This window comes from Pseudomonas violetae (assembly GCF_023072615.1).
Lineage (GTDB): Bacteria > Pseudomonadota > Gammaproteobacteria > Pseudomonadales > Pseudomonadaceae > Aquipseudomonas > Aquipseudomonas violetae.
In genome coordinates this window covers 72,782-93,879 of the sequence record NZ_JAKNRW010000008.1, presented here as the reverse complement: position 1 = coordinate 93,879, position 21,098 = coordinate 72,782, and the positions used below count along the sequence as shown (strand labels likewise).

Annotated in this window: 15 protein-coding genes and 4 pseudogenes; 10 read left to right on the top strand and 9 right to left on the bottom strand. The window is 58.2% G+C overall.

Annotation, left to right across the window (positions count from 1 at the left end; translation table 11 throughout):
- Window positions 1–28 precede the first annotated feature (28 nt).
- Together L9059_RS12810 and map are read left to right on the top strand one after the other, a co-directional pair.
- Entirely contained in the window at window positions 29–295 is a 267-nt protein-coding gene (locus L9059_RS12810) for a ParD-like family protein (protein ID WP_247291339.1), read from the top strand.
- Window positions 292–1,083 carry a type I methionyl aminopeptidase gene (gene map / locus L9059_RS12805; protein ID WP_247291337.1) on the top strand — a complete coding sequence of 264 codons (792 nt, stop codon included), beginning with the start codon at window positions 292–294 and terminating at the stop codon, window positions 1,081–1,083. Before L9059_RS12810 ends, map begins: the two co-directional genes overlap by 4 nt.
- A 76-nt stretch (window positions 1,084–1,159) precedes the next feature.
- Here the strand turns inward: map and L9059_RS12800 are convergent, their stop codons facing one another.
- Window positions 1,160–2,332 carry an acetyltransferase domain-containing protein gene (locus L9059_RS12800; RefSeq protein ID WP_247291335.1) on the bottom strand — a complete coding sequence of 391 codons (1,173 nt, stop codon included), beginning with the start codon at window positions 2,330–2,332 and terminating at the stop codon, window positions 1,160–1,162.
- Between the two features lie 353 nt (window positions 2,333–2,685).
- Window positions 2,686–4,941 carry a TonB-dependent siderophore receptor gene (locus L9059_RS12795; protein ID WP_247291333.1) on the bottom strand — a complete coding sequence of 752 codons (2,256 nt, stop codon included), beginning with the start codon at window positions 4,939–4,941 and terminating at the stop codon, window positions 2,686–2,688.
- A gap of 143 nt (window positions 4,942–5,084) precedes the next feature.
- On the opposite strand from L9059_RS12795, the gene L9059_RS12790 reads away from it, so the two are divergent.
- Both L9059_RS12790 and L9059_RS12785 read left to right on the top strand, forming a co-directional pair.
- Window positions 5,085–5,630, top strand: coding sequence for an RNA polymerase sigma factor (locus L9059_RS12790; RefSeq protein WP_247291330.1), 546 nt, complete (start codon window positions 5,085–5,087; stop codon window positions 5,628–5,630).
- Between the two features lie 4 nt (window positions 5,631–5,634).
- A pseudogene (locus L9059_RS12785) lies at window positions 5,635–5,745 on the top strand (3-oxoacyl-ACP reductase); the annotation flags it as partial.
- Between the two features lie 209 nt (window positions 5,746–5,954).
- Here the strand turns inward: L9059_RS12785 and L9059_RS12780 are convergent.
- The 4 genes from L9059_RS12780 to L9059_RS12765 all read right to left on the bottom strand — a co-directional run bounded on the left by L9059_RS12780 (window position 5,955) and on the right by L9059_RS12765 (window position 9,888).
- Window positions 5,955–6,788, bottom strand: coding sequence for a helix-turn-helix domain-containing protein (locus tag L9059_RS12780; RefSeq protein WP_247291328.1), 834 nt, complete (start codon window positions 6,786–6,788; stop codon window positions 5,955–5,957).
- Window positions 6,789–6,916: 128 nt separating this feature from the next.
- Entirely contained in the window at window positions 6,917–7,417 is a 501-nt protein-coding gene (locus L9059_RS12775) for a P-loop NTPase family protein (RefSeq protein WP_247291497.1), read from the bottom strand.
- Entirely contained in the window at window positions 7,375–8,142 is a 768-nt protein-coding gene (locus L9059_RS12770; RefSeq protein ID WP_247291496.1) for a transporter, read from the bottom strand. Before L9059_RS12770 ends, L9059_RS12775 begins: the two co-directional genes overlap by 43 nt.
- 123 nt (window positions 8,143–8,265) lie before the next feature.
- Window positions 8,266–9,888: a DUF1254 domain-containing protein gene (locus tag L9059_RS12765; protein ID WP_247291326.1), complete on the bottom strand. Its 1,623-nt coding sequence runs from the start codon at window positions 9,886–9,888 to the stop codon at window positions 8,266–8,268.
- 523 nt (window positions 9,889–10,411) lie between these two features.
- On the opposite strand from L9059_RS12765, the pseudogene L9059_RS12760 reads away from it, so the two are divergent.
- Window positions 10,412–10,628, top strand: a pseudogene (locus tag L9059_RS12760) (SAM-dependent methyltransferase); the annotation flags it as partial.
- Here the strand turns inward: L9059_RS12760 and L9059_RS12755 are convergent.
- Window positions 10,625–11,575 (bottom strand): annotated as a pseudogene (locus L9059_RS12755) (L-lactate permease); the annotation flags it as partial. The pseudogenes L9059_RS12760 and L9059_RS12755 sit on opposite strands and share 4 nt — an antisense overlap.
- Before the next feature lie 129 nt (window positions 11,576–11,704).
- Here L9059_RS12755 and L9059_RS12750 point away from each other — a divergent pair.
- The 4 genes and pseudogenes from L9059_RS12750 to L9059_RS12735 all read left to right on the top strand — a co-directional run.
- Window positions 11,705–12,037 (top strand): annotated as a pseudogene (locus L9059_RS12750) (Lrp/AsnC family transcriptional regulator); the annotation flags it as partial.
- Window positions 12,013–12,429 carry a LysR family transcriptional regulator gene (locus L9059_RS12745; protein WP_345894339.1) on the top strand — a complete coding sequence of 139 codons (417 nt, stop codon included), beginning with the start codon at window positions 12,013–12,015 and terminating at the stop codon, window positions 12,427–12,429. The pseudogene L9059_RS12750 and the gene L9059_RS12745, both read left to right, overlap by 25 nt.
- An 84-nt stretch (window positions 12,430–12,513) precedes the next feature.
- Entirely contained in the window at window positions 12,514–12,777 is a 264-nt protein-coding gene (locus L9059_RS12740; protein WP_247291323.1) for a glutathione S-transferase family protein, read from the top strand.
- Window positions 12,778–12,881: 104 nt separating this feature from the next.
- Entirely contained in the window at window positions 12,882–15,782 is a 2,901-nt protein-coding gene (locus L9059_RS12735; RefSeq protein ID WP_247291321.1) for an EAL domain-containing protein, read from the top strand.
- Here L9059_RS12735 and L9059_RS12730 read toward each other — a convergent pair.
- Both L9059_RS12730 and L9059_RS12725 read right to left on the bottom strand, forming a co-directional pair.
- Window positions 15,719–17,089 (bottom strand): MFS transporter, encoded by a 1,371-nt coding sequence (locus L9059_RS12730; protein WP_282615448.1) that lies wholly within the window; start codon window positions 17,087–17,089, stop codon window positions 15,719–15,721. The genes L9059_RS12735 and L9059_RS12730 overlap by 64 nt on opposite strands.
- Window positions 17,090–17,128: 39 nt before the next feature.
- On the bottom strand, window positions 17,129–20,128 hold the full coding sequence (locus L9059_RS12725) for a bifunctional diguanylate cyclase/phosphodiesterase (RefSeq protein WP_247291318.1): 3,000 nt from the start codon (window positions 20,126–20,128) through the stop codon (window positions 17,129–17,131).
- A gap of 226 nt (window positions 20,129–20,354) precedes the next feature.
- Between L9059_RS12725 and L9059_RS12720 the strand changes: the two genes are divergently transcribed.
- Window positions 20,355–21,050 carry a tRNA (adenine(22)-N(1))-methyltransferase gene (locus L9059_RS12720; RefSeq protein WP_282615447.1) on the top strand — a complete coding sequence of 232 codons (696 nt, stop codon included), beginning with the start codon at window positions 20,355–20,357 and terminating at the stop codon, window positions 21,048–21,050.
- Window positions 21,051–21,098 lie beyond the last annotated feature (48 nt).

Here is a 21,098-nt window from a genome sequence, read left to right as displayed (position 1 = left end):
TTCATATATATTTCGTATGGTTGAAGTCATGGGTATTGTCAAGATCTCCGAAGGCATGCACGAAAATCTACGTGTTGCCAGCGACGCGCTGAGTCGCTCGATCAACGCGCAGGCCGAGCACTGGATGCGCATCGGCATGCTCGCCGAGCTACATCCAAACCTGGACCACCGCGACATCTGCCGCTTGCTGGTTCGTGCCGAACTGGCGGGTGGCCTGGACCTGAATCAACTGTGTGACCTGGCGCAAAACGCGCAAGGCCTTCAGCTAGCGGCAGCCAGTGGAGCCGGCAAATGAAGGCAATAGTCCTGATCAACACGGCGGCGCAAATAGCCCAGTCGCGCACAGCTGCACAATTGGCTGCCGAAGTGCTGGCCATGATTGCCCCCTATGTGAAAGCGGGGGTCACCACCAACGAACTTGATCGACTCTGCCACGACCACATCGTCAACGTGCAGAAAGCCATAGCTGGCAATATCGGCTATCACGGCTTTCCGAAAACCGTGTGCGCTTCCGTCAATCAGGTGGTCTGCCATGGCATTCCAACTGATGAGCCTTTGAAAGACGGCGACATCCTCAACATCGACATCGCTGTGATCAAGGACGGCTGGTATGGCGACACCAGCCGCATGTACTTTGTCGGCGAACCGGCCCCCGAGGCGCGCCGCCTGGTCAAGACCACCTATGACGCCATGTGCGCCGGGATTCGGGCGGTGCGGCCTGGTGCAACCCTGGGTGACATTGGTTATGCCATTCAAACGGTCGCCGAGCGGGATGGCTTCAGTGTGGTGCGCGAATACTGTGGTCACGGCATCGGCAAGGTCTATCACGATGAGCCGCAGATCCTGCATTACGGCTATCCGGGGCATGGCCTGAAGTTGAAAGCCGGGATGATTTTCACCATTGAGCCAATGCTCAATGCCGGTAAGCGACATGTGAAGACCCTGGCGGATGGCTGGACTGTTGTGACCAAGGATGAGTCCCTCTCAGCGCAGTGGGAGCACATGGTGGCGGTGACTGCGGATGGCTTTGAGGTGTTGTCGGTTTGGCCGGATAGCAGTGATGTTTATCCTGCGATTGTTTAGTGGCTATTGGGTCATCGGGGTGACCGGTTCAATCACCCATGATTCAGGTCGGCAAGCCGACCTGAATCGCCGTCACTCAGAAATACTTCAGCCAGCCAATATCCCGACGCCGCGCCTTCAATGCAGCAAACCCGCGCACTGGCAGATACAGCGATGCGGCCAGTATTAGCGCCGTCACCCACACCGCCCAAATGCTGTCAAAACCGAAGTAGTTGCCCTGATTCAAGCCAAACGCCGCGACGCTTATCAGGTACAGCACCTTGAGCACATAAAGGTGCAACAAGTAGAAGAACATCGGCGCGGCACCAAACACCGCCAGGGTGTTGATCCACTTGCGTTGCTGGGCGCGCTCGAAGCCCAGTAGCAACAACAGGCCCACCCCGAGTGTCAGGGCAAGGAACAGCAGGGAAGGCGGGTATTTGGTGATGTTGAAGAAGCTCATCAAGGTTTGAATGGTGCCTTCGTAGGCGACCCATTGCGCTTCACCGTATCCATTGGCAAGGCGCAATGCAAAGAACCCCAGCAACACCCCTGAACCTGCCACCAGCAGTTTGCGTTGACGTGAGTTGACGCAGGCTGCGCCGGCAAACCAGGGGCCGATGCAGTAACCGAGGGCGATCACACCCACCCAGGGCAGGACCGGATAGGACGTGCGTAACCTCAGCTGCTCGGACACCTCGATCCAGCCGCGATCATGCAGGATCGCCCAAGGTACGTGCAGGCTTGAGCTGACCGGGAAGTGCAGGCCGTCGAGCAGATTGTGCCCGGCGACGATAAGCGCGCCCACAACAAACAGGACGGGTCTTGGCAGCCACACCAGGATGCCAAGGGCAATCATGCTGACGCCGATGGCCCAGATCACTTGCATGTAGATCACGCTGGGCGGGAGTTGGAAGGTCCATGCGAAATTTACCAAGGTGAATTCCAGCACCACCAGGAACAGGCCGCGCTTGAACAGGAAGGTGGAGACATCGCTTTTGCCCTGATGTTTTTCGCCGTAGAGGTAGGCGGACAAACCGGTTAACAGGACAAATACCGGGGCACACAGGTGGGCGAGGGTGCGGCTGAAGAACAAGGCCGGTTCAGTGGTCTCGATGCCCATGGGGTCGGCTACCTGGCGGTGCAGTAAAAACGTCTCGCGCACGTGGTCGAGCAGCATGAACAGGATGACTAATCCCCTCAGGGCATCGATGGATAGCAGGCGCTGGTTCAGGCGTGTGGCGGCGGGGATGTGGACAGGGATTGTCATGAGGAAATCGCAGGCAGTGATTGGCAGGTAATGTTATTCTATAACACGCACCCTGCGACTGTCTTGTGGGAGCCGGCTTGCCGGCGATCGGAGCACCGCGGTGTGCCAGTCACACCGCCATCGCGAGCAAGCTTTGCTCCCACAGAGGTCGTGCATACAACACCGGCATCGCCGCGATCGTTAGAACCGGTGCTTTGCCGAAGCCGTGATGCTGCGCGGAGCGCCGTAGGTCAGGGCACCGTTGGTTTGTAGGAGCGAGCTTACTCGCGAAAAACCTGAGGACGCTGCGGGGCGCCTGATGCCCCGCGTTATCGTTATCCTCCATCGCGAGCAAGCTCGCTCCTACAAGGTTGTTAGAACCGGTACTTCGCCGAAGCTGTGATACTGCGCGGGGCGCCGTAGGTCAGGGCACCGTAGGCATCGAAGATGTCGAAGTACTTCTCGTCGGTCACGTTGTTCGCGTTGACCTGTGCCGAGAGATTGTCGGTGATCTTGTAGCGAGCCATCAGATTGACCAGTGCGTAGGCATCCTGCTGGATTTTCTCGGGGTTGCCGGCCGGGTTGGTGGCGTAGGTGTAGATCGAGTCCTGCCAGTTGACGCCGCCGCCGATGGTCAGCTTGTTGAACGCGCCGGGCAGGCGGTAGGTGGTGAAGGTTCGCAGCAACTTGGTGGGGTACAGCGTGTTCACGTCGGTGCCTTGAGCATCTTCAGCGGTGAACTGGGTGTAGCCCACCGAGGCATTCCAATCGGTGGCGAGTTCGCCGGACACTTCCAGCTCGAAGCCCTTGCTGGTTGCGCCTTCGCTGGCGTCGTAGGCATAACCGCCGACCGGGTTCGAAGGATCGATCAGCACGCCGGTGCTTTGCCCCAGATTGTCCTGTTTGATCTGGAAGATCGCTGCGGAGGTGTTCAAGCGGCCGCCGAAGAACTCGCCCTTCAGACCCATTTCGGTGCTCTCGCCGACGATAGGCTCCAGTGTTTGGCCACTGCTGTCGCGCACCGATTGCGGCAGGAAGATTTCGGTGTAGCTGGCATAGGCCGAGATGTTGTCGGTCAGGTCGTAGACCACGCCGGTATAGGGGGTCAATTCATGGTCAACATCGACCTTGCTGACTTCCGAGAACACGTCGTCACTGGTCTTTTCGTACCAGCTCGCGCGTGCGCCCAGGATCACTTTCAAGTCGTCGGTCACGTTCAGGCGGGTGGCGGCATAAAGACCCTTCTGGCGAGTCTCGCTGTAGCCGTAATCGGTGCGCGGGCCCCAGAGCGGCTCGGCAAAATTGCCGCTGTAGGCATCAAAGTCGGCCACGCCCTCAAAACCGGTTTGCGCATCGAGTGAGTCGGCGTCGAATTTCTGTTTGCTGTCCACGTAACCGAATGCCAGTTCATGCTCGCGGCCCAGCAGCGAGAACGGCCCATTGAAGCGAATGGCGTAGTCATCCTGGGTGGTCTCGGTCTTGTAGGTTGCCGGAAACGAAGATATAGCCGCGCTACCGTTGCGGCCTGGATTGCCGGAGAGGTACAGCAGGGACGAATCGCCGGTGCGCTGGCCACGGTTGTAGCTGAGGTTCATCTGCCAGTCGTTGGCAAATTGGTGATCGAGATTGACGAAGTAGGTGTCGTAAGTGGTGTCCCACTTGCTCCATTTGGCCGAAGTGGTCTTGGAGCGGCTCCAGTTGGTCCGGCCGCCGTCTGCGTACCAGACCGGCAGGCCACCCCACATTGGCGAGTCCGCCTTGTTTTCCTGGTGGCTCAAACCAAACCAGAGCGTTGTGTCTGGCGTCAGGTCTATGTCCATGGTGCCGTAGAGGGTCTGGCGCTTGTTCGAGTTCATGTCGATCCAGGTGTCGCCTTCATTGGTCTCGCCAACCAGACGCGCTCGAATCGTGCCTTCCTCGTTCAGCGCGGTGGACACATCGGCCTCGACACCATAGGTGTCCCAGGTGCCAGCGCTCAGTTCCACCGAACCTTTGAGGGCGGCGCTGTTGGCGCGCTTGCGTACCATATTGATCGACGCCGAAGGGTCGCCCGCACCCGTCATCAAGCCGTTGGCGCCGCGCACCACTTCAACGCGGTCATACATGGCAAGGCTGCTGAAAATCTCCCCTGAACTCCACGGCTGCTCGTAGATGGTGGGCACGCCATCGATCATCAACGAATTGAGCTCGAACCCACGCGCGTTGAACTGCGCCCGGCTGGTCTCGTAGCGGTTGACGGACACACCTGTGGTGTTGTTGACCACGTCGAGGATCGTGTGCAGATCCTGATCCTGGATGCGCTGCTGGGTGACCACGCTGACCGACTGCGGGGTCTCGCGCAGCGACATGCTCAATGGCGTTGCGGTGCGTGCCGCTTCTGTCGTGTAGGAGTTGGTGTCCTCGGTCACGGCGTTGCGTTCGCGGGCGGCAGTTTCCGTGATCGCGATCGGAGCCAAGGTCAGAGAACTTCCATTCTCTTTTTGTGCAGTCTTTTCCGCCGCTTGCACGGAGGGTGCGGTCAGGGCTATACCGGCGGCAAGTACGTGCACCGCCAGCGCCAGGGGACGCAGCTGGGAAGGCGAGCGCAGCGTGACGGAGTTTGGTGAGCGCGAGGAGATTGGAGCGATCATGCGAATTCTCATTCGGTTTGCTATAATTGCGAATCAGTATCATACGCAAATGCAATCGAATGTGAAGCGAGGCCGATGCTATTTGGTAATGCTTATCAATTGTGTTAGCGTCATACCTCTCTGACCTGACCATTTCCTGATTTATGGCCCTACATGAACGCCTCACCCTGACTCAATTGGTTGAGATCCATTACGAGGACATCAAGGGTTATATTCAGCGCAGGGCTGGCTCCGCAGCCATCGCCTCGGACGTTGTCCAGGAAACCTGGCTGCGTGCGGCGAAGCATTGCGCCAGGCAGCCCGACAAGCCCCTGGCCTATCTCTACCGCACGGCGACCAACCTGTTGCTGGACAAGCAGCGTCAGGACTCGACCCATGGCCGTTACTTCGGCGACAGCGAATGGGCCGAGGAGGCCGAGTGCCCGTTGACCCACCCCGAGAAGGCTGCCGGAACTCGTCAGGAACTGGAGTTACTGGCCCAAGCACTTGGGGATCTCCCAGAGAAATATCGTGCTGTGTTCCTGCTGTCCCGCTGCGAAGGATTTACCCGGCGCGAGATAGCCGCGCAACTGAATATCAATGAAAGCACCGTGGAAAAACAGATCGCCAAGGGTATGCAGCACTGTCGGGCGTGCATGGAGCGAGGGTATGTCGGCAAGAGATTCAGGCTGAATTCGACCGCAGCTTGATAGCAGGGTCGGCGAGCCGGAAGATGTGGCACGGGTAATTGCCATGCTGCTGTCCGAGGACGGCGCCTGGATCAATGCCCTGACCATCGAAGTCGCCGGCGGCTACAACATCTGAACCGCGAGGGCCACAGCATGCTGGATCATATTTTTCTTTTGGTCGGCGACATCAAGCGCTCGATCAGTTTCTACGACTTTTATGCCGCTGTTTTTTCAGCCGCCGATCCCGCCCACGTTTCACCAGGCCCGTTTTTGTGGATGTTGGCAGTTGTAGTGGTGGTTTCAATGACGTGCCATGGAGTGGACGGTCGTTTTACTCCGTCAGGTTTATCCATGCGACGTCTCAGCCCCAACCGCCGACCACTGATCGTAAGCTTCTTTCATCCTCTGCCAGGTATGAGGGTCGGCGGGGATGAGGTGTTCGATTCGCAATGACGCAACGGTGATGTCGAGCGGCATTCCGAATGTTGTAAATGTGGATAGAAACCGCAGTTCCCCGTTTTCGGTGCGCACTCGGGTCAGTATCAGGGGGGATGGTGGTGCGTCCAGTGGTATTTCTGTCGGCGCAGCCAAGTCTTGCAGGAGGCGAGCTAAATCGGGATTATTAGTAGCTTCTCTTGCGGCGCGTTGCCACGCAATAGCCCGTATCTCTTGTGCATTCACCAGACAATCGCCCAAACCGCCGGGACGCAACAAAGTGTCGAGCAGGTTGAAACGTGACTCGCCATCGCCTGAAACACCGGCCATCTCGAATAGCAATCCCGCGCTGGCATTGGCTGCGGTAATGTCCCAGTTGCTGCTGATGACAATGGCTGGCGCAGGGTTGTTAGCTTGCAGGATGTGGTCAATCGCGGCACGCACAATCTCCAACGCTGGAGCGTCGAGCGCGGAAGCAACGTAGCGGGGCGCATAGCCAGCCGCAACAAATACAGCGTTACAGTGATCAAGGGGTACGTCGAGGGCTGTTAATAGAGCGTGCAATGTCCCAGGGCTAGCCTTGGCACGACCTGTCTCGACACAGCTCAGGTGACGCTGAGATACGCCGACTAGCAAGGAAAGATCCAGCTGGCTGAGCCCTGCTTGCTGACGCAATCGTCGTAGATGCTCGCCAGCGGCAGTGCGGGGTATCGAGTACGTAGGATGAAAGGAGTGGTGGCCCATGATTCAACTCTGACTGTCCATGTGAAGAGTGTCCATGACCTGTCAGGTCATTGTGAGACTAGCGACATTATCACTACCGTGTAGACGCGACCTATCAAGGCAAAGACATCAACAGCGCCTACATTGCGCTACGCGTGTCGAATCACATCCGCAGCCATCTTTTCAGGGCTTTTCGTCCCGTCGATCCGCAACACCGGAGCCGTTTGCTCTAATAACCAAGCCTCGTGCCACGCCCGGTTGCGCACTGAAAAGCTCGGGTCGTCATATTGCGAAGCCCATTCCCGAAAGGCCAGATGTATCCCATGCATGTCACCACCTGGGGCTATCCGATTGCCAAATCGCTGCTTTTCCCGTCCGGCCAGCCGTTCAAGGCGAACGGGCGTTGGTGTCACAACGAATACAATCAGATCGACATGGGCAATCAGCGCATCTCCCCAAGCCATACAAGAGCCGGTCAGTACTCCATCTTCGTCAGAGAATTTTTGCTGGATCAATGACACTCGCTCACTGGGAGGTCGCTTGCTCGTAAAAAGAGGATTGGTGAGCATCCAGTAAAAATCATCGACATCGACATGTCGTGCACCGATCAGCGTGGAAACAGTAACGTTAGAGCAATGCGAAAGCCCCAGCCTCTTGCGCCATCCTCAGGGCTATCAAGCCAGTATCGAGGGCCAGCTTGCACCGTTAGAGGCTGAGCGCCGATTTTCAGGAGCTGGGTAACTGTCAGGTTGACCGGCACCGACCATTCCCGGGATTGCCAGTTATAGCTCGACTCGGTGTTCACGCCGTAAGTTGTGTAAGTCGCTGTTGTGTATGAGAGGAAAGGTTGCAGGAAGGTCTGGTTAACCTTTTCTTTGTCATCCGGCGGGCTGTCCTCCAAGCCCCAGATGTGGTTGGCGAGAATGCCGCGAGTCCAGCCGTTTGACTGTTTTAGCGCGACTGCCGTAGGGCCCAGGCCCCATTGCTTGCTGCTGAGTAGTTTATCGCTGCCGGTGGGAATCAGCAGTGCCGGGCCAATGCCGAGTATCCAGCCGCTGTCGGTGGGTTTTGTCGGCGAGAAGAAAAAACTCTGAGTCACATCGCCCAGACCAGATTTATCCGCTGCGCCATTGGGCGCCAGGCCATGCTGGTCAATAACGGGCAGGATGGTACGTGAGATAAGGTTCCAGTCGTCGTTTAAACGAAAGGGCAGTACGGGCTGGATATTTGTGACGCTGTGCATGCCGTCGCCCGTAGGTCCCATCTTCTGATCCCAGTTGTACTGCACCGGGAGGCTGTACATCGCGGCGACCGGGTTGAGTGCCTTTTTTGCCAGTTCCGCAGAGTCCTCGGCATGTACCAAGCCAGTTTGCATCGCGATAACAGTGGCCGGCAGCAGTGCTAACGGTAATTTTACTCGCAACATGTTTCCTCCTCTTCGGCAAACCAAACTCAAGCTCAGCACCGACCGAACGGTGGTGCTGACCCTGACGTTGTCTCACTGAACCCATTCGATCTCGCTCGGCCGCCACTCTTTGGTGAAGAACGACTCAAGTGGACTGTAGAGGCGCAAGATCGTAAACCAACCTTTGTCGGGCATGGTCTGGACCCAGTTGCCTGCCTTGACGTCAGCTGGCTTGGAGGGGCCGAAGTAGAGGGTCGTGGACCCATCGGCGTTTTCTGTTGCTGCCGGTGTAGGATAGTTCTGGCTTCCGGCGCGCGGGTAGCGCTGCGGTGTCTGGAGCATGGAGCGCGTTTGGTTGTCGTAAACGGTGAACGACCAGAATTTTGCCGCAGGAATCTTCGGCGGCAGGGTTACCTTGTAGGTCTTGCCACCATCGAAGGGATTCTTTTGGGCATCCGTAAAGCCCATGAGGTACTGCGAGCCCACGTTAGGCAACCGCATAATCATGCCCGGAGAGTCCATGGTGTAGCCGTAATAAAACGCCGTACGGGAATCGAGCGTCCGCGCGCCGGTTGGCGGTAAGGGTTTGAACAAGCCTTCCTTGGTAATCATCGGCGGCGGTGTCTCGAAGTTAAAACCGCCCTGCCACAACATGCTGGACCACATCGAATTTGGATAGTAGGCCCAACCGGGATAGTCGGCAGCGCGCCAGTTTAGGGACCTACCCGCTGCGTTGCCCACGGCCGCAGCGTCGGTGAGGATCTTCTTCATCCGGTCATCCGGGTTGAAGGGTTGACCTTTGACGATGCCGATGGCGGCCAGTTGGCCCAGCAGTTCCGGGTCGAACGAGGTTGCCGGCTCCAACTGCACGAGCTTGTCGAGCATCTGGAAATAGGAAAAATCGTTTGGCGGAATGGTATTGAACGACTTGTCACTCCCCTCAATGAACTTCGTTGGAGCAATAGGCGGGTTGACCTCCAGCCTGACTTGACCCGCGAGCGCCGTGGCAATACTTGTGCCGAATCCACCCGGTGTATAGGGGTAGATCTTGAGCTTGCCTTTGATCAGGTCGACAGCAGGTTTCGGATCATTGTTCTCCATGAAGGCACGAACGGCGTAAAGAACGTGGTTGGTTTTTGAGTGGCCGACGAAAAAGCCGCTGTCGGGCAGTGGACCGTCATAGTCTGGCGGCACGACCAGATACTTCCCGCCTTCGCCTCGATCAGGGCCTGGTGCACCGATGTCAATGATCCAGCCAAACCACATGTCATTAAGCGTGCCGAGCGATTTAGGTGGCACTTCAACCACCAACGGTCCTTTCGTCAGATCGAGAATCGCAAGCGAATAGACGGTATCAGCGTTGGCGGTGAGGAACAGCGATTTGGAGTCCATCAACTCAGAGAAGATGAGCACCGCATTGTCTTCGGCCCCAATGCTGTGAAAGCCCTCGCGAATCGCATAAGCCGAGGCGCCCGAAAAACTGTTCACGAACGCGTCTATGCCGCGAGTGAACGCCAAGGTATCGTAGACATCTTGTGTGGTTTTCGCGCTCGGAGCGCCATCCTTGAACTCCAACACGCCGATACGGGTCTCGATGCGATCAGGCGTAGTGATCGCCGGGGGGATTTCGCCGGCAGCTTGCACCATGATAAACGCAGGTATTGCCAGTGAGGCGAAGGCCGTCAGCACGGTTATTGGTTTGAGAGATTGCGTCATAGAGTTCTCCTTGACGGATGCCAAATGCATTGACTACCCAAACTTAGGAACTGATGGCGCAGTGATTTTTCTCAGCGCGCGGTCAGTCACACTCGTTGCGCTCAAGTCATCTCTGAGTGGTGCCGGTCTGGTTGGCTCGGATGACCTACTACAAATATCGCGCACCACTGTCGGAGCAGCACGTTCTGCTTGATCGGTTCTTCCAGCAGTCAGAGCTTAGATGTACAACTGCCATTGCTCCAGCCAGCGGCTGGTTTTGGGCGATGACGCTGAAAAAGTCGGGTTTCAGCTCGTCAGAACTCAGGTATCAGAACCACTGGGGAGCCTACTCACGACGTTGAGTGTTTTTCGGATCATCAGTTAGTTCGGGATCAATCGACCGTCGTGGTGGGTGGTCAAACGTGCGACTGATGCACTATTTCCAAGGACACTCATTCCATGCAGGAATGTGGTGCATAAAATTAATGAATTTTTATTATGCTTAGATTTGCCGTAGCTTGATTTGAGGACATGGTGAGCGGCCTTGAAATCATTCCCTGGCAACACAGCTAAAAAATTTGATAGCTCGCGAGCTAATGAGTACAGACGACAGAGCCGTATCGCATTAGCCGGATATGATGCCTGCCAAGACTTTGCCGCGTGCATGCAATACCTACTCGGCAAAGATATTGGGCGTTGGCGTTGGCGTTGGCGTTGCTGGCACGGCACAGGAGATTATCGCGATGGCCACGCTAGAGCCCAGGCCGATCAGCGCCACGCCCGGTGAAGCCAAGGGTTTCCACGTCACCTGGGCACCTTGGACGATCCAGAAATTCTGCCAGCCGGTGATGCTCCACAGCGTCTTCAAGCCGACGAAGAAGACGATCAGCAGCACACAAGGCCATGCCTGGCGCGGCCATTGCACCGCACCGCGCGTGGTCGCGCTGCGCCGCAGGCGCCATAGCCCGGCAGCGAGTACGGCACTGGCGGTTACCAGGCCGGCGGCAACGCCGGCTACTTCCGGACCCAGCCAGCGGCTGGCAGCGTATAGCACGGCCACGAACAGCAGCCAGAAAACACCCAACGCCTGCCATTCCCGCGGATCGCGCACGCCAGCCAGGTACAACGCCATGGCACTCAGGGCCAGAAACACCGGGGCGCTGGTGAGGGCCGAAGTCGCAGCCAGGGCCGGCGCGTCCAGATGTGCCAGCGAGGCGCCGATCACTGACGCCAGGCCCAGGGTGCCCCACGGCATGATCGCCATGCCGGCCAATGCGATGCGCATTGCAACCCGGCGCTCAAAGAGGCTCAGCAGCAGCGGCACCGTTGCGATCAGCGATACGCCAAAACCGGTCATTGCCTCCAGTAACGGCACCAGGCCGAGGACGATGAACACCAGTTGATCGCCGCGGCGCAGGCCCAGGGATTGCACCCATTGGTTAAGCGCCAGGTTGACGCCCAGGCGCTCAATGCAAATCACGAACGCCAGCCCCGGCACGATCACGAAGGCGGTGCTGGCAAACAGCACGGAGGTGTCTTGCGCAGCGGCCAGCAGGCTGCCCAGGTGCCACGCGTCGTCAGCACCAGCCAGCCACAGCACCACCACCAGTAACGTGCCGGCGAGGGCGGCGTGCACCGGCGGGCGGCGTAGCACCACCAGCATTGCGGTGACCAGCAGGACGGGGGAAAGATCAAACAGTGCGAGCATGCCGAATAGCCTGTTTGAGTGGCCGGTCAGGCTGCGGAGGCAGGCTGCACGCAAGATAATATTTCTCGTGGCTAGACAAAGGGTCGCGCTTTTCCGCTGGTTTTCGAGAAAATTTCTCGCGGGGCTCGCATGGCTAACAAGGACGCTGCATTTGAATCACTGGATAAATTCGAACGGGCGATCCTGGACCTTGTCCAACGCGACAACACCACGACGTTGCGGCTGATGGCCGAGCAGGTCAACCTGTCCACGGCCGCCGTGCAGCGCCGCATAAAGCGCATGGAAGAGAAGGGCGTGATCACCGGCAACGTGGCCATCGTCGACCCCACTGCCGTTGGCCGGCCGCTCACCATCATTGTCGAAGTGATGGCCGAGCGCACCAGCATCGATGCGTTGGAGGCCATGAAAGCGCACTTTGCCGTGCCCGAAGTGCAGCAGTGCTACTACGTCACCGGCGAAGTGTGAGCCGGGCGGCGGAGCGCTTGTGCCTGGGCCAGTCTGCGGCAAGTTCAGCGCTGGGGCGCCTGCGCGAACACTTCAACGACCCGTTGCTGGTGCAGGTTGGCCGGCGCCTGGAGCCGACAGCGCTGGGCCTTGAGTTGCTGCCCAAAGTGCGTGAAGCCCTGGCGCTAACACGGGACATCGTCGATTCGCCGGTCGGGTTTGACCCGGCCACCTGTACCCGTCAATTCACTTTGGTGGCCTCGGATTACGTGGTCGGAGTACTCCTGCCCGCCATAAGTCTTGAACGGGCACGAGTCGCTCCCGGGGTGCGATTGAGCCTGCGTGACCTGCCTGCACCGCGCGACGGTGACGTGGTCAGCGAGGCGCTGGATTACCGTCCTACAAAATAGTGCCTTCTTACTATTTTATACCCTGCCTCTAGATTGGACATGCGCTGTAATCGACGGCGCTCACTCATATTCTGGAGTCTGCCAATGAAGCTGTATTACATCCCTGCGTCCTGTTCTCTTGCCTCGCATATCACCCTCAATGAATTGGGGCTTGACCTCACGCTGATCAAGGTCGATCACAAGACCCACTGCACCGAAACGGGCGACGATTACTTTAAGGTCAACAGCTTTGGCTACGTACCTGCGGTCGAGTTGGACGACGGCACTTTCCTGCGTGCGGGGCCGGCCATCTTGCAATACCTGGGTGATTGCTTGCCGAAAGCGCCAACTTGGCCGCAAAGCAAATAAATGGGTTGAAAAAAACTCCTATAAGCCTTAAACGGGATGCTTGGCGGCACGTTGCTCACAATCGGTAAGTGAGTATCCCCAGTTTTCTGGTTCAGGGAGCGTTGATGAGTTTTGATCCATTGCAGGGCTCCCCGCAGCCATCGAGCGAATGCGCAGCCGACGCCGCTCTGCCTCCACGCCACACGGACCCAGTAGGCAGGGGCGTCGCTGGCGGACATGACACGATAGAACGACTGCTCGACTCGGCGCGCAGCGACGCTCATACCCCCCGTTGGGCGGCTTACCGCGCCGGTGAGCAACTGCATCTGGTGGGGCAGGGCGATCCGCAGGTGCAATGGCCGGCGTTCGTTGCCAATGAAGATTTTGAGGTGTTCTGCCTGAGCCGGCGCTTGCACCGCTGGCCGACCGGCAGGGGCGAAATGGTGCTGGGTTGGTTGCTTGCGCCCCAGGACGATGCCGCAGACCCGGCGCTGGCCGAGTTTGCCCAGCGCCTGGGCGTCGAGGTGCAGACCAATACCCTGGCTCGCGCGCAGATTACCCAGCGTGTGCTCTATGAAATTACCTATCTGGCGAGTTCGACCCGTGACCGCTCCGTGTTCCTGGTGGGGGTGCACCGGCTGCTGGCCAGCCTGATTGACGCCGAGAACTTCTATCTCGCGCTGTACGACCCGCACACGGGTAAAATCGACTACCCGTACTACGTCGACATCATCGACGTGGATGCCGTGGAGGCCGAGCACTACGAGTACCTTGACCCCGCGCACCTGTCGTTGACCGGGCAGGTATTGACCAGTGGCCAGCCGCTGCTGATCGACGCCGCCGGTATTCTCGTGGCCCAGACTGAGGGTCGTTTCTATTGCGTGGGAGACCGTCCGGAGTTCTGGATGGGGGCGCCGCTGAAAAATGCCTCGGATGAAGTCTTCGGCATGCTGGCCATGCAGGTCTACGAGGTATCGCGCACCTACAGCGCTGAAGACCGCGCGCTGTTCCTGGTGGTGGCCCGCCACGTGGCCATGGCGCTGGACCGCATTCTGCACCGCGAGGACCTGGAAGCGACGGTGCTGCGCCGTACCCTGGAGCTGTCGGCCCTCAACGACGCGCTGCGCCAGGAAGTGGCCGAGCGCGAACGCGCCGAACACCTGCAGAGCGCGCTGTTCCAGATTGCCGAATTGTCGAGCCGCCCGGGCGACATGACCGAGTTGTTTGAGGCATTGCACGGCATCGTTGGCGAGCTGCTGTTCGCCCACAACTTCTACATCGCGCTGTTCGACGATGCCACTGGCGAGGTGACCTTTCCCTATTACGTCGATGAGCGTCAGACCACCCGCCCACTGGCGCGACGTGGGCGCCGGGGCTTGACCGAGTATGTGATCCGCCAGCGTCGACCATGTCTGGTTGATTGCGCCGAGGCCGAGCGCTTGTCTGCCACCCATGAAGCCGAACTGGCCGAGGCGCATGTACGGTCTTACTCATGGCTAGGTATTCCTTTATTCGATGGCGAAGTGGTACGTGGCGTGCTTGCGGTGCAAAGCTATACCTCCCAGGTACGCTACACCCTGCGTGATCAGGAACTGCTGACGTTCGTCTCTCGGCACATCGACACGGCGTTGTCGCGCCGTACTGCAGCCGAGGCGATCCATGCCGCCAATCTCAAGCTCGAAGCCCGGGTGCAGAATCGCACTCGCGAGCTCGATCACGCCAATGCCAAGCTTCAACACGAGAACCTGCACGACGCGCTGACCGGGCTGCCCAATCGTACCTGTCTGCAACAACGCCTTGGCCTGGCCTGGTCGCGGTTCGGCAGCGAAGGCGGGCATCTGTCGGTGATGTTCATCGACCTCGACCGGTTCAAGATGGTCAATGACAGCCTGGGCCATCACTTCGGCGACCTGTTGTTGATGCAGGCTGCCCAACGCCTGCGTGGTTGCCTGCGCGAAACCGACCTGCTGGCACGCTTGGGCGGCGACGAGTTTTCGGTGCTGGCACCGGACGCGCCGTTGGAAGTAGTGATCGAAATTGCCGAACGGATCCTGGTGGCGTTCGACCTGCCGTTTTTCATCAATGGCCTTGAAGTGTTTTCGTCCTGCAGCATCGGGATCGTCAGCGCTGACAGTCAGTTCCATCACGAGCCGGCCGACTTGCTGCGTGATGCCGATGTGGCGATGTACCGGGTCAAGAGTGCCGGGCGCGACAGCTATGCGGTGTTCAATCAGGAGGTTCGCCGTGAAGTCTCGGACCAGGTCGAGCGCGAGGGGGCGTTACGCAACGCGCTCAAACGGACCGATGAGCTGCTGCCGTATTTCCAGCCGATTGTCAGCGTCGCCACCGGCCAATTGCTGGCCCTGGAAGCGCTGATCCGCTGGCATCAGCCGGGGGGCAGGGTTATCGGGCCGGGCGAGTTCCTGCCGGATGTCGAAGGCTTGCGCCTGATCGGTCGGCTGGACCTGTACATGCTCAACTGCATCGCGGTGATCCTCGCCCAACCCGAGCACGCGAGCTGGCCGCCGGTGCACGTCAATTGCTCCAGCTACAGCATGACGCGCCCGGATTTCGCCAGTGATGTCCTGGCCCTGTTGGCCCGCCACCACGTTGCACCTTCGCGTATCTGCCTGGAGCTGACCGAAGGCGCACTGGTGGCGGAACCGGCCATTGCCCGCCTGACCATGCAGCAATTGGCCGACAACGGCATGTCGGTGGTGCTCGATGACTTCGGTGCCGGGTTCTCCTCCCTGAGCTATGTGCACCAGTACCGTTTCAGTGGCTTGAAGATCGACAAATCGTTCATCCTCGAGCTCACCTCCAGCCCTCGTAGTCGGGCGATCGTGCGGGCGATTGTGCGGATGGCTGAATCACTGGACCTCACTGTGGTGGCCGAAGGGGTCGAGGATCAGGCGACGCTGGACTTGCTGCGCGACATCGGGGCGACGCAAGCCCAGGGGTATTATTTTGCCAAGCCGATGGGGCTGGAGGCGCTGCTGGATACGTTGCCGGTCGGGATATCATGAAGCGAAATCCTTGATGTCTCGCGCAGCCCCAAACCCCCGGCCAACGCGAGCAAGGCAATGGCGATCAGGTAGAACGCCGGCGAGAGGTTGCTGCCGGTAGTGCTGATCAGCCAGGTCGCCATCAGCGGCGCTGTGCCGCCGAACAGGGTATAGGCCATGTTGTAGGTGATTGCCGACGCCGTGTAGCGAGTGCGGGTGGGGAAGGTTTCCGAGAGCAATGCCGCGGTCACCACGTTGCACAGCACCGCGCCAATCGCCAGCAGCAACACGCCGAGGATGGACGCGGCGAACGACCCGGAACTGGCCATCAGGAACGATGGGTACACCACCACCATCAGCAACACGCAGGCGCTGACCACGGTCATCCGTCGCCCGACCCGGTCCGAGTACAGGCCGGCCAGCGGGCAAATCAGTGCGGCGAAAATCAGCGCAATGAGCGACACCAGCAACGCTGTCGCCCGGCTCAGGCCACCGGCAACTTGCAGGTATGTCGCGAAGTAGGTGGTGAACATGTAGAACGACAGGGCCGTCAGCGAGATGAATGCGCCCAGGCAGCAGATTGCTTTGCCGTGGTCGCGCAAGGTGTCCCTGAGCGGGGAGTGCGCCACTGCATGCTGTTGGGTCACGGCCTGGAACGCCGGGGTTTCATCGAGTTTCCAGCGCAGGTACGGCCCCACCAGCCCCAGTGGTGCGGCAATCAGGAACGGCAGGCGCCAGCCCCAGCTACCCATGGCTTCAGCCGATAATGACGCCTCAAGCGCATAAGCCACCACCGCCGCCGAGGCAAATGCGGCAAAGGTTGATACCGGGATAAAGCTGCCGTACCAGGCCCTTCTGTGATTGGGCGCATGCTCCATCAGGTAGGCGCACGCGCCTGCGTATTCACCGCCCGCGGAAAACCCCTGGGCGCAGCGGATCAAGCTCAAAAGCACCGGTGCCATGACGCCAATCGCGGCATAAGTGGGTAACAAGCCGATCAGGGTGGTCGCGCCGGCCATCAGCAGGATAGTCATTGCCAGGGTGCGCTTGCGCCCAATCCGGTCCCCCAGCATGCCAAAGAAAATACCGCCCAGAGGCCGAAACGCAAAGGCCACGGCGAACACGGCGAAGGTTTTCAGCAGGGCCACGCTGGCATCGCCACTGGGGAAAAATTGCTGGGCGATGGTCGTCGCCAGAAAACCGTAGACGGCAAAATCAAACCATTCGACAAAATTGCCGATCGCGGCGGCGACAATCACTTTTCTCAGGGGCTTGGGGCTGACCTGCTGTGCGGTGGCGCTTGGTATGCTGAACCTCGACGTTTTCATCCGTTAGCCCTGGATTATCGGGGTATCGGCTGAAACGTCTCAGCTCAAAAGTGTCGTCGACGTAGTCAGGACCGACTGCTGCCTTCCATTCAACCAGGCCTCGTAATCTGCTGCGGGCATTGGCCGGCCATACAGATAACCCTGGGCCTGATCGCAGCCAATCTCCTTGAGAAAGCTGCTTTGTTCTGAGGTTTCCACGCCTTCTGCAATGATTTTGAAGCCCAGGGCATGCCCTAATTCCACGATAGTTTTAGTAATTGCCACATCGCGCGAATCATTCGGTAGATCGGATATGAAGCTGCGATCGATTTTCAGATGGTCAATTGGCAAGAGCTTGAGGTAAGCCAGCGAGGAATATCCGGTACCGAAGTCGTCGATGGAGGTGGTTACGCCAAGGTTTTGCAACGTACTCAAGACTTCCCTGGAATGGTCGGGGCTTGCCATCATCAGGCCTTCAGTGACCTCTACCTCCAAAACGTGCGCTGGCAAGTCGTATTCTTGCAAGGTACTTCTCAGGGTCTCGACAAAATCGCTGCGGTCGATTTGCAGCGGCGCGACATTGATGGCAATGACGCCGTGCACTATCTGCAGATCAGCCCAACGCCTGATATCCCTGCAGACCATGTCGATAACTTGCTCGCCGATCTGGATGATCAACCCGGTATTTTCTGCCAAAGGAATAAATTCGCCTGGGGAAATCAGGCCTTGATCAGGATCGCGCCAGCGAATGAGCGCTTCAGCGCCTGCAACTGTATTGTCCAGCAGGTTTATTTTTGGCTGATACCACATTTCAAACTCATGGTTAAGCACGGCGCGCCTCAAGCAGCGCTCGGCATTCAGTCTTTCCTGGGCCCGCAAGGTCATTTCAGGCTGGTAAAAACGGTAGTCGTTGCGTCCGCCTTTCTTGGCACCGGACATGGCAGTATCAGCTTGCCTCAGCAGTTGCTCAGGCGTCTCGGAGTCGTGGGGCGCCACTGATATGCCGATACTTGCCGTCAATAACGTGGAGGCGCCTTTTAAATCGAAGGGTACCTGAAGCGATACCAGGAGTTTTTTCGCAACGATGATGGCGTCGGTGGGGTGGCTGAGATTGTTCAGTATCAGCGCAAACTCATCACCTCCTAAACGTGACAGCGTATCTTCGCAACGCACGCACGCCAGGAATCTGGACGATGCCTGTTGTAAAAGCAGGTCGCCAAGGGAGTGACCCAGACTGTCATTAACCGTTTTAAAGCCATCAAGATCCAGCACTACCACTGCCAGGAACTGGTTGTAGCTCAGCGACAGGTCGAGGGAATGCTGCAGCCGTTCATTGAACAATGCTCGATTGGGTAGGGCGGTCAATGGGTCGTAATGGGACATCCGCTCCAGATCAGATTGCGATTGGTTGATCGCTGAAATGTCGGAAAACACCGCAACGTAATTAATGACGTTGCCACCTTCATTGTAAACAGCGTTGATGGTCAGCCATTGCGGATAAATTTCGCCGTTTTTTCGACGATTCCACAGTTCGCCGCGCCACAAGCCGGTACTTTTTAGGCTTTTCAGAATATGCCGGTAAAAGGCGTTGTCCTGTTTGTCGGTGATGAGCGTGTTCGGCTTTAAACCTATGGATTCCTCAGCGCTAAAGCCTGAAATCTTTACGAAAGCTGCGTTGACCGAGAGTATATGCCCGCGTGCATTGGTGATGATCACACCGTCAGCGGTGTTATCCAGAACGATTCCCGCAAGACGTAACTGCTCGGTGCGTTGTTTGATCTCGGTGATGTCGGTGGAAATCCCCAGCACCCCGGAAGCTTGCCCATTGGCCCCTTTCAAAATGCACTTGGTGGTCAGGTAGGTACGCGTCATACCCTGTTTTTTGACCTGATCCTCAAAACGTAGACTGCCGCCGTTTAAAATCACGTTTCTGTCGTTGTCGAGCAGGGTCCTGGCTTCTGCCGGAGGTAAATGGTATTCGCGGGTTTTACCTTCCATTTCCTCGAAGGTATGCCCAGCGACTTGTTCGAACATGCGGTTGCACAATCGAAGTTTGCCTTCGGTGTCGTAGACGTAAATGAGCGACGGGGCGTTATCGACGATATCGAGCAACAGTGCTTTCTGCGTCTGCCGTTCTTGAATCTCGTGCGCTAAATCAGCATGGCGCTGGCGAACCAATAGATGACTTTTGCTCAATTGCGCGGCGAAGTAGGTAAATAAACCGGTGCTGGTGAGGGCGACCAGAAACAGCGGTGAGTTGAACAAGGAGCCCGCCGGCCAGCCGTGCAGTGGCAATGCGGCGAGTTCCCAGCCCCCACCTGGAACATCGACTACTGTGGTGACTGCGTCATCCTGGAATATTTTAGCGTCGCCATAGATCATCGCGCCGCTTGCACCTGATCCGTCTTCTCCGCGAAGGGCCAGTTGCAGGTCTTTATTGTCCACGATACCGCCGGCAGTGAGCAGTTGAAGCACATCTGCGACGACTGAAGCATTGCCCCAGTAAGTTTCTTCGCCGGCTGAATGGGTGATGAAAACCGGACGACGATGAATGAAACCCAGGCCGCCCTGAATCAAGTGCACGGGGCCCGCCAAAAGTGCTTCTTTTAGTTCGCGAGATCGCTCGATCGCCCGGTATTGCTCAGGAATCTTGCGATAGTCCAACCCCAGGACTCCCTGGTTTCCTTCCATCGGAAAGATATTACGCACGACGTCATCCGGCGCCAGCGCAATGTGGCGAATGTGCGGCTGGGAGGCAATCGCCTGCTGCGCCATGCCGTCAAAATGAGCCGCTGAAATTTCACCATCCACTCGCAGCAATTGGCCAATGCCTTCGGTCACATCAAACGTCGAGCGCACTTCGCTCTCAAGATGCGCCCTGATATTGGCCAGTGTGGAAATCACCTGAGCTCTGGCGGCCTGGGATTCCTCTCGTGAATCCAGGGTGCCAAGGGCTACGGAAAGGACGACTCCGCTCAGGAAAATGCTTAATGGCAATGCAAATGTCCGCCACGATTGTGCTTGGGCATTAACCGGGCCATCACGTGTATCGTTCGCCATGCCTGCTCGGGTTCTATTCAACGCGTCATTCCCTGGAAGCCATCATTGAAGTGGAACGGAGTAAACCGGTGGCGCTGGTTACATATGAATGTTGGATGAGTTTGGCTCTTCAGTGGTTCAACTGTTCCGACGACCGCCGCTTATTGAAATCCATACCATCACCCGACACAATCGCCTCCCGATCCGGCCATGCCTGCCGAACGCCCGTGGTAAAAAGGAACCGCAGTTGAACCAACATACACTGTCCATGCGCCTCGAGCGTGTTGCTGCGCATGTGCCCGCCGGCGCTCGCCTGGCGGATATCGGCTCGGACCACGGTTACCTGCCGGTGGCGTTGATGCGCCGTGGCGCCATCGCGTCGGCAGTGGCGGGCGAGGTAGCAATCACGCCGTTCCTGTCGGCGCAACGCACTGTGCGCGAGAACGATCTTGACCAGCACATCACCGTGCGCCTGGCCAACGGCCTCGCGGCGATTCAGTCGCAAGACGCGATCACGGCGGTCAGCATCTGCGGCATGGGCGGGGAGACCATCCGCGACATCCTCGAAAGCGGCAAGGCGTACCTGAGCGGCGAGGAGCGCCTGATCCTGCAGCCCAACGGCGGCGAGCAGCCATTGCGTCAATGGCTGATGGACAACGGTTATCGCATCCACTTCGAAGAGCTGCTGCAGGAAAACCGCTTTTATTATGAAATCATCGTCGCCGAGCGCGACGGGCCCGTAGTGTATTGCGCCGAGCAACTGTACTTCGGCCCGCTGCAGATGCAGGCCCGCAGCCCATTATTTCTGGCCAAATGGCAGCGTTTGCTACAGCAGAAACACAAGACCCTGGGCAGTTTCGCCCAGGCGCGGCAGGCGGTGCCGCAGGAGAAAGTGCAAGACCTCGCCCGGCAGGCCCGTTGGATCTCTGCGCTGCTGGCGTAATGGCAGGGGTGAAAAACTATTGCCCCCCACAGACTTTTTCACTTCATC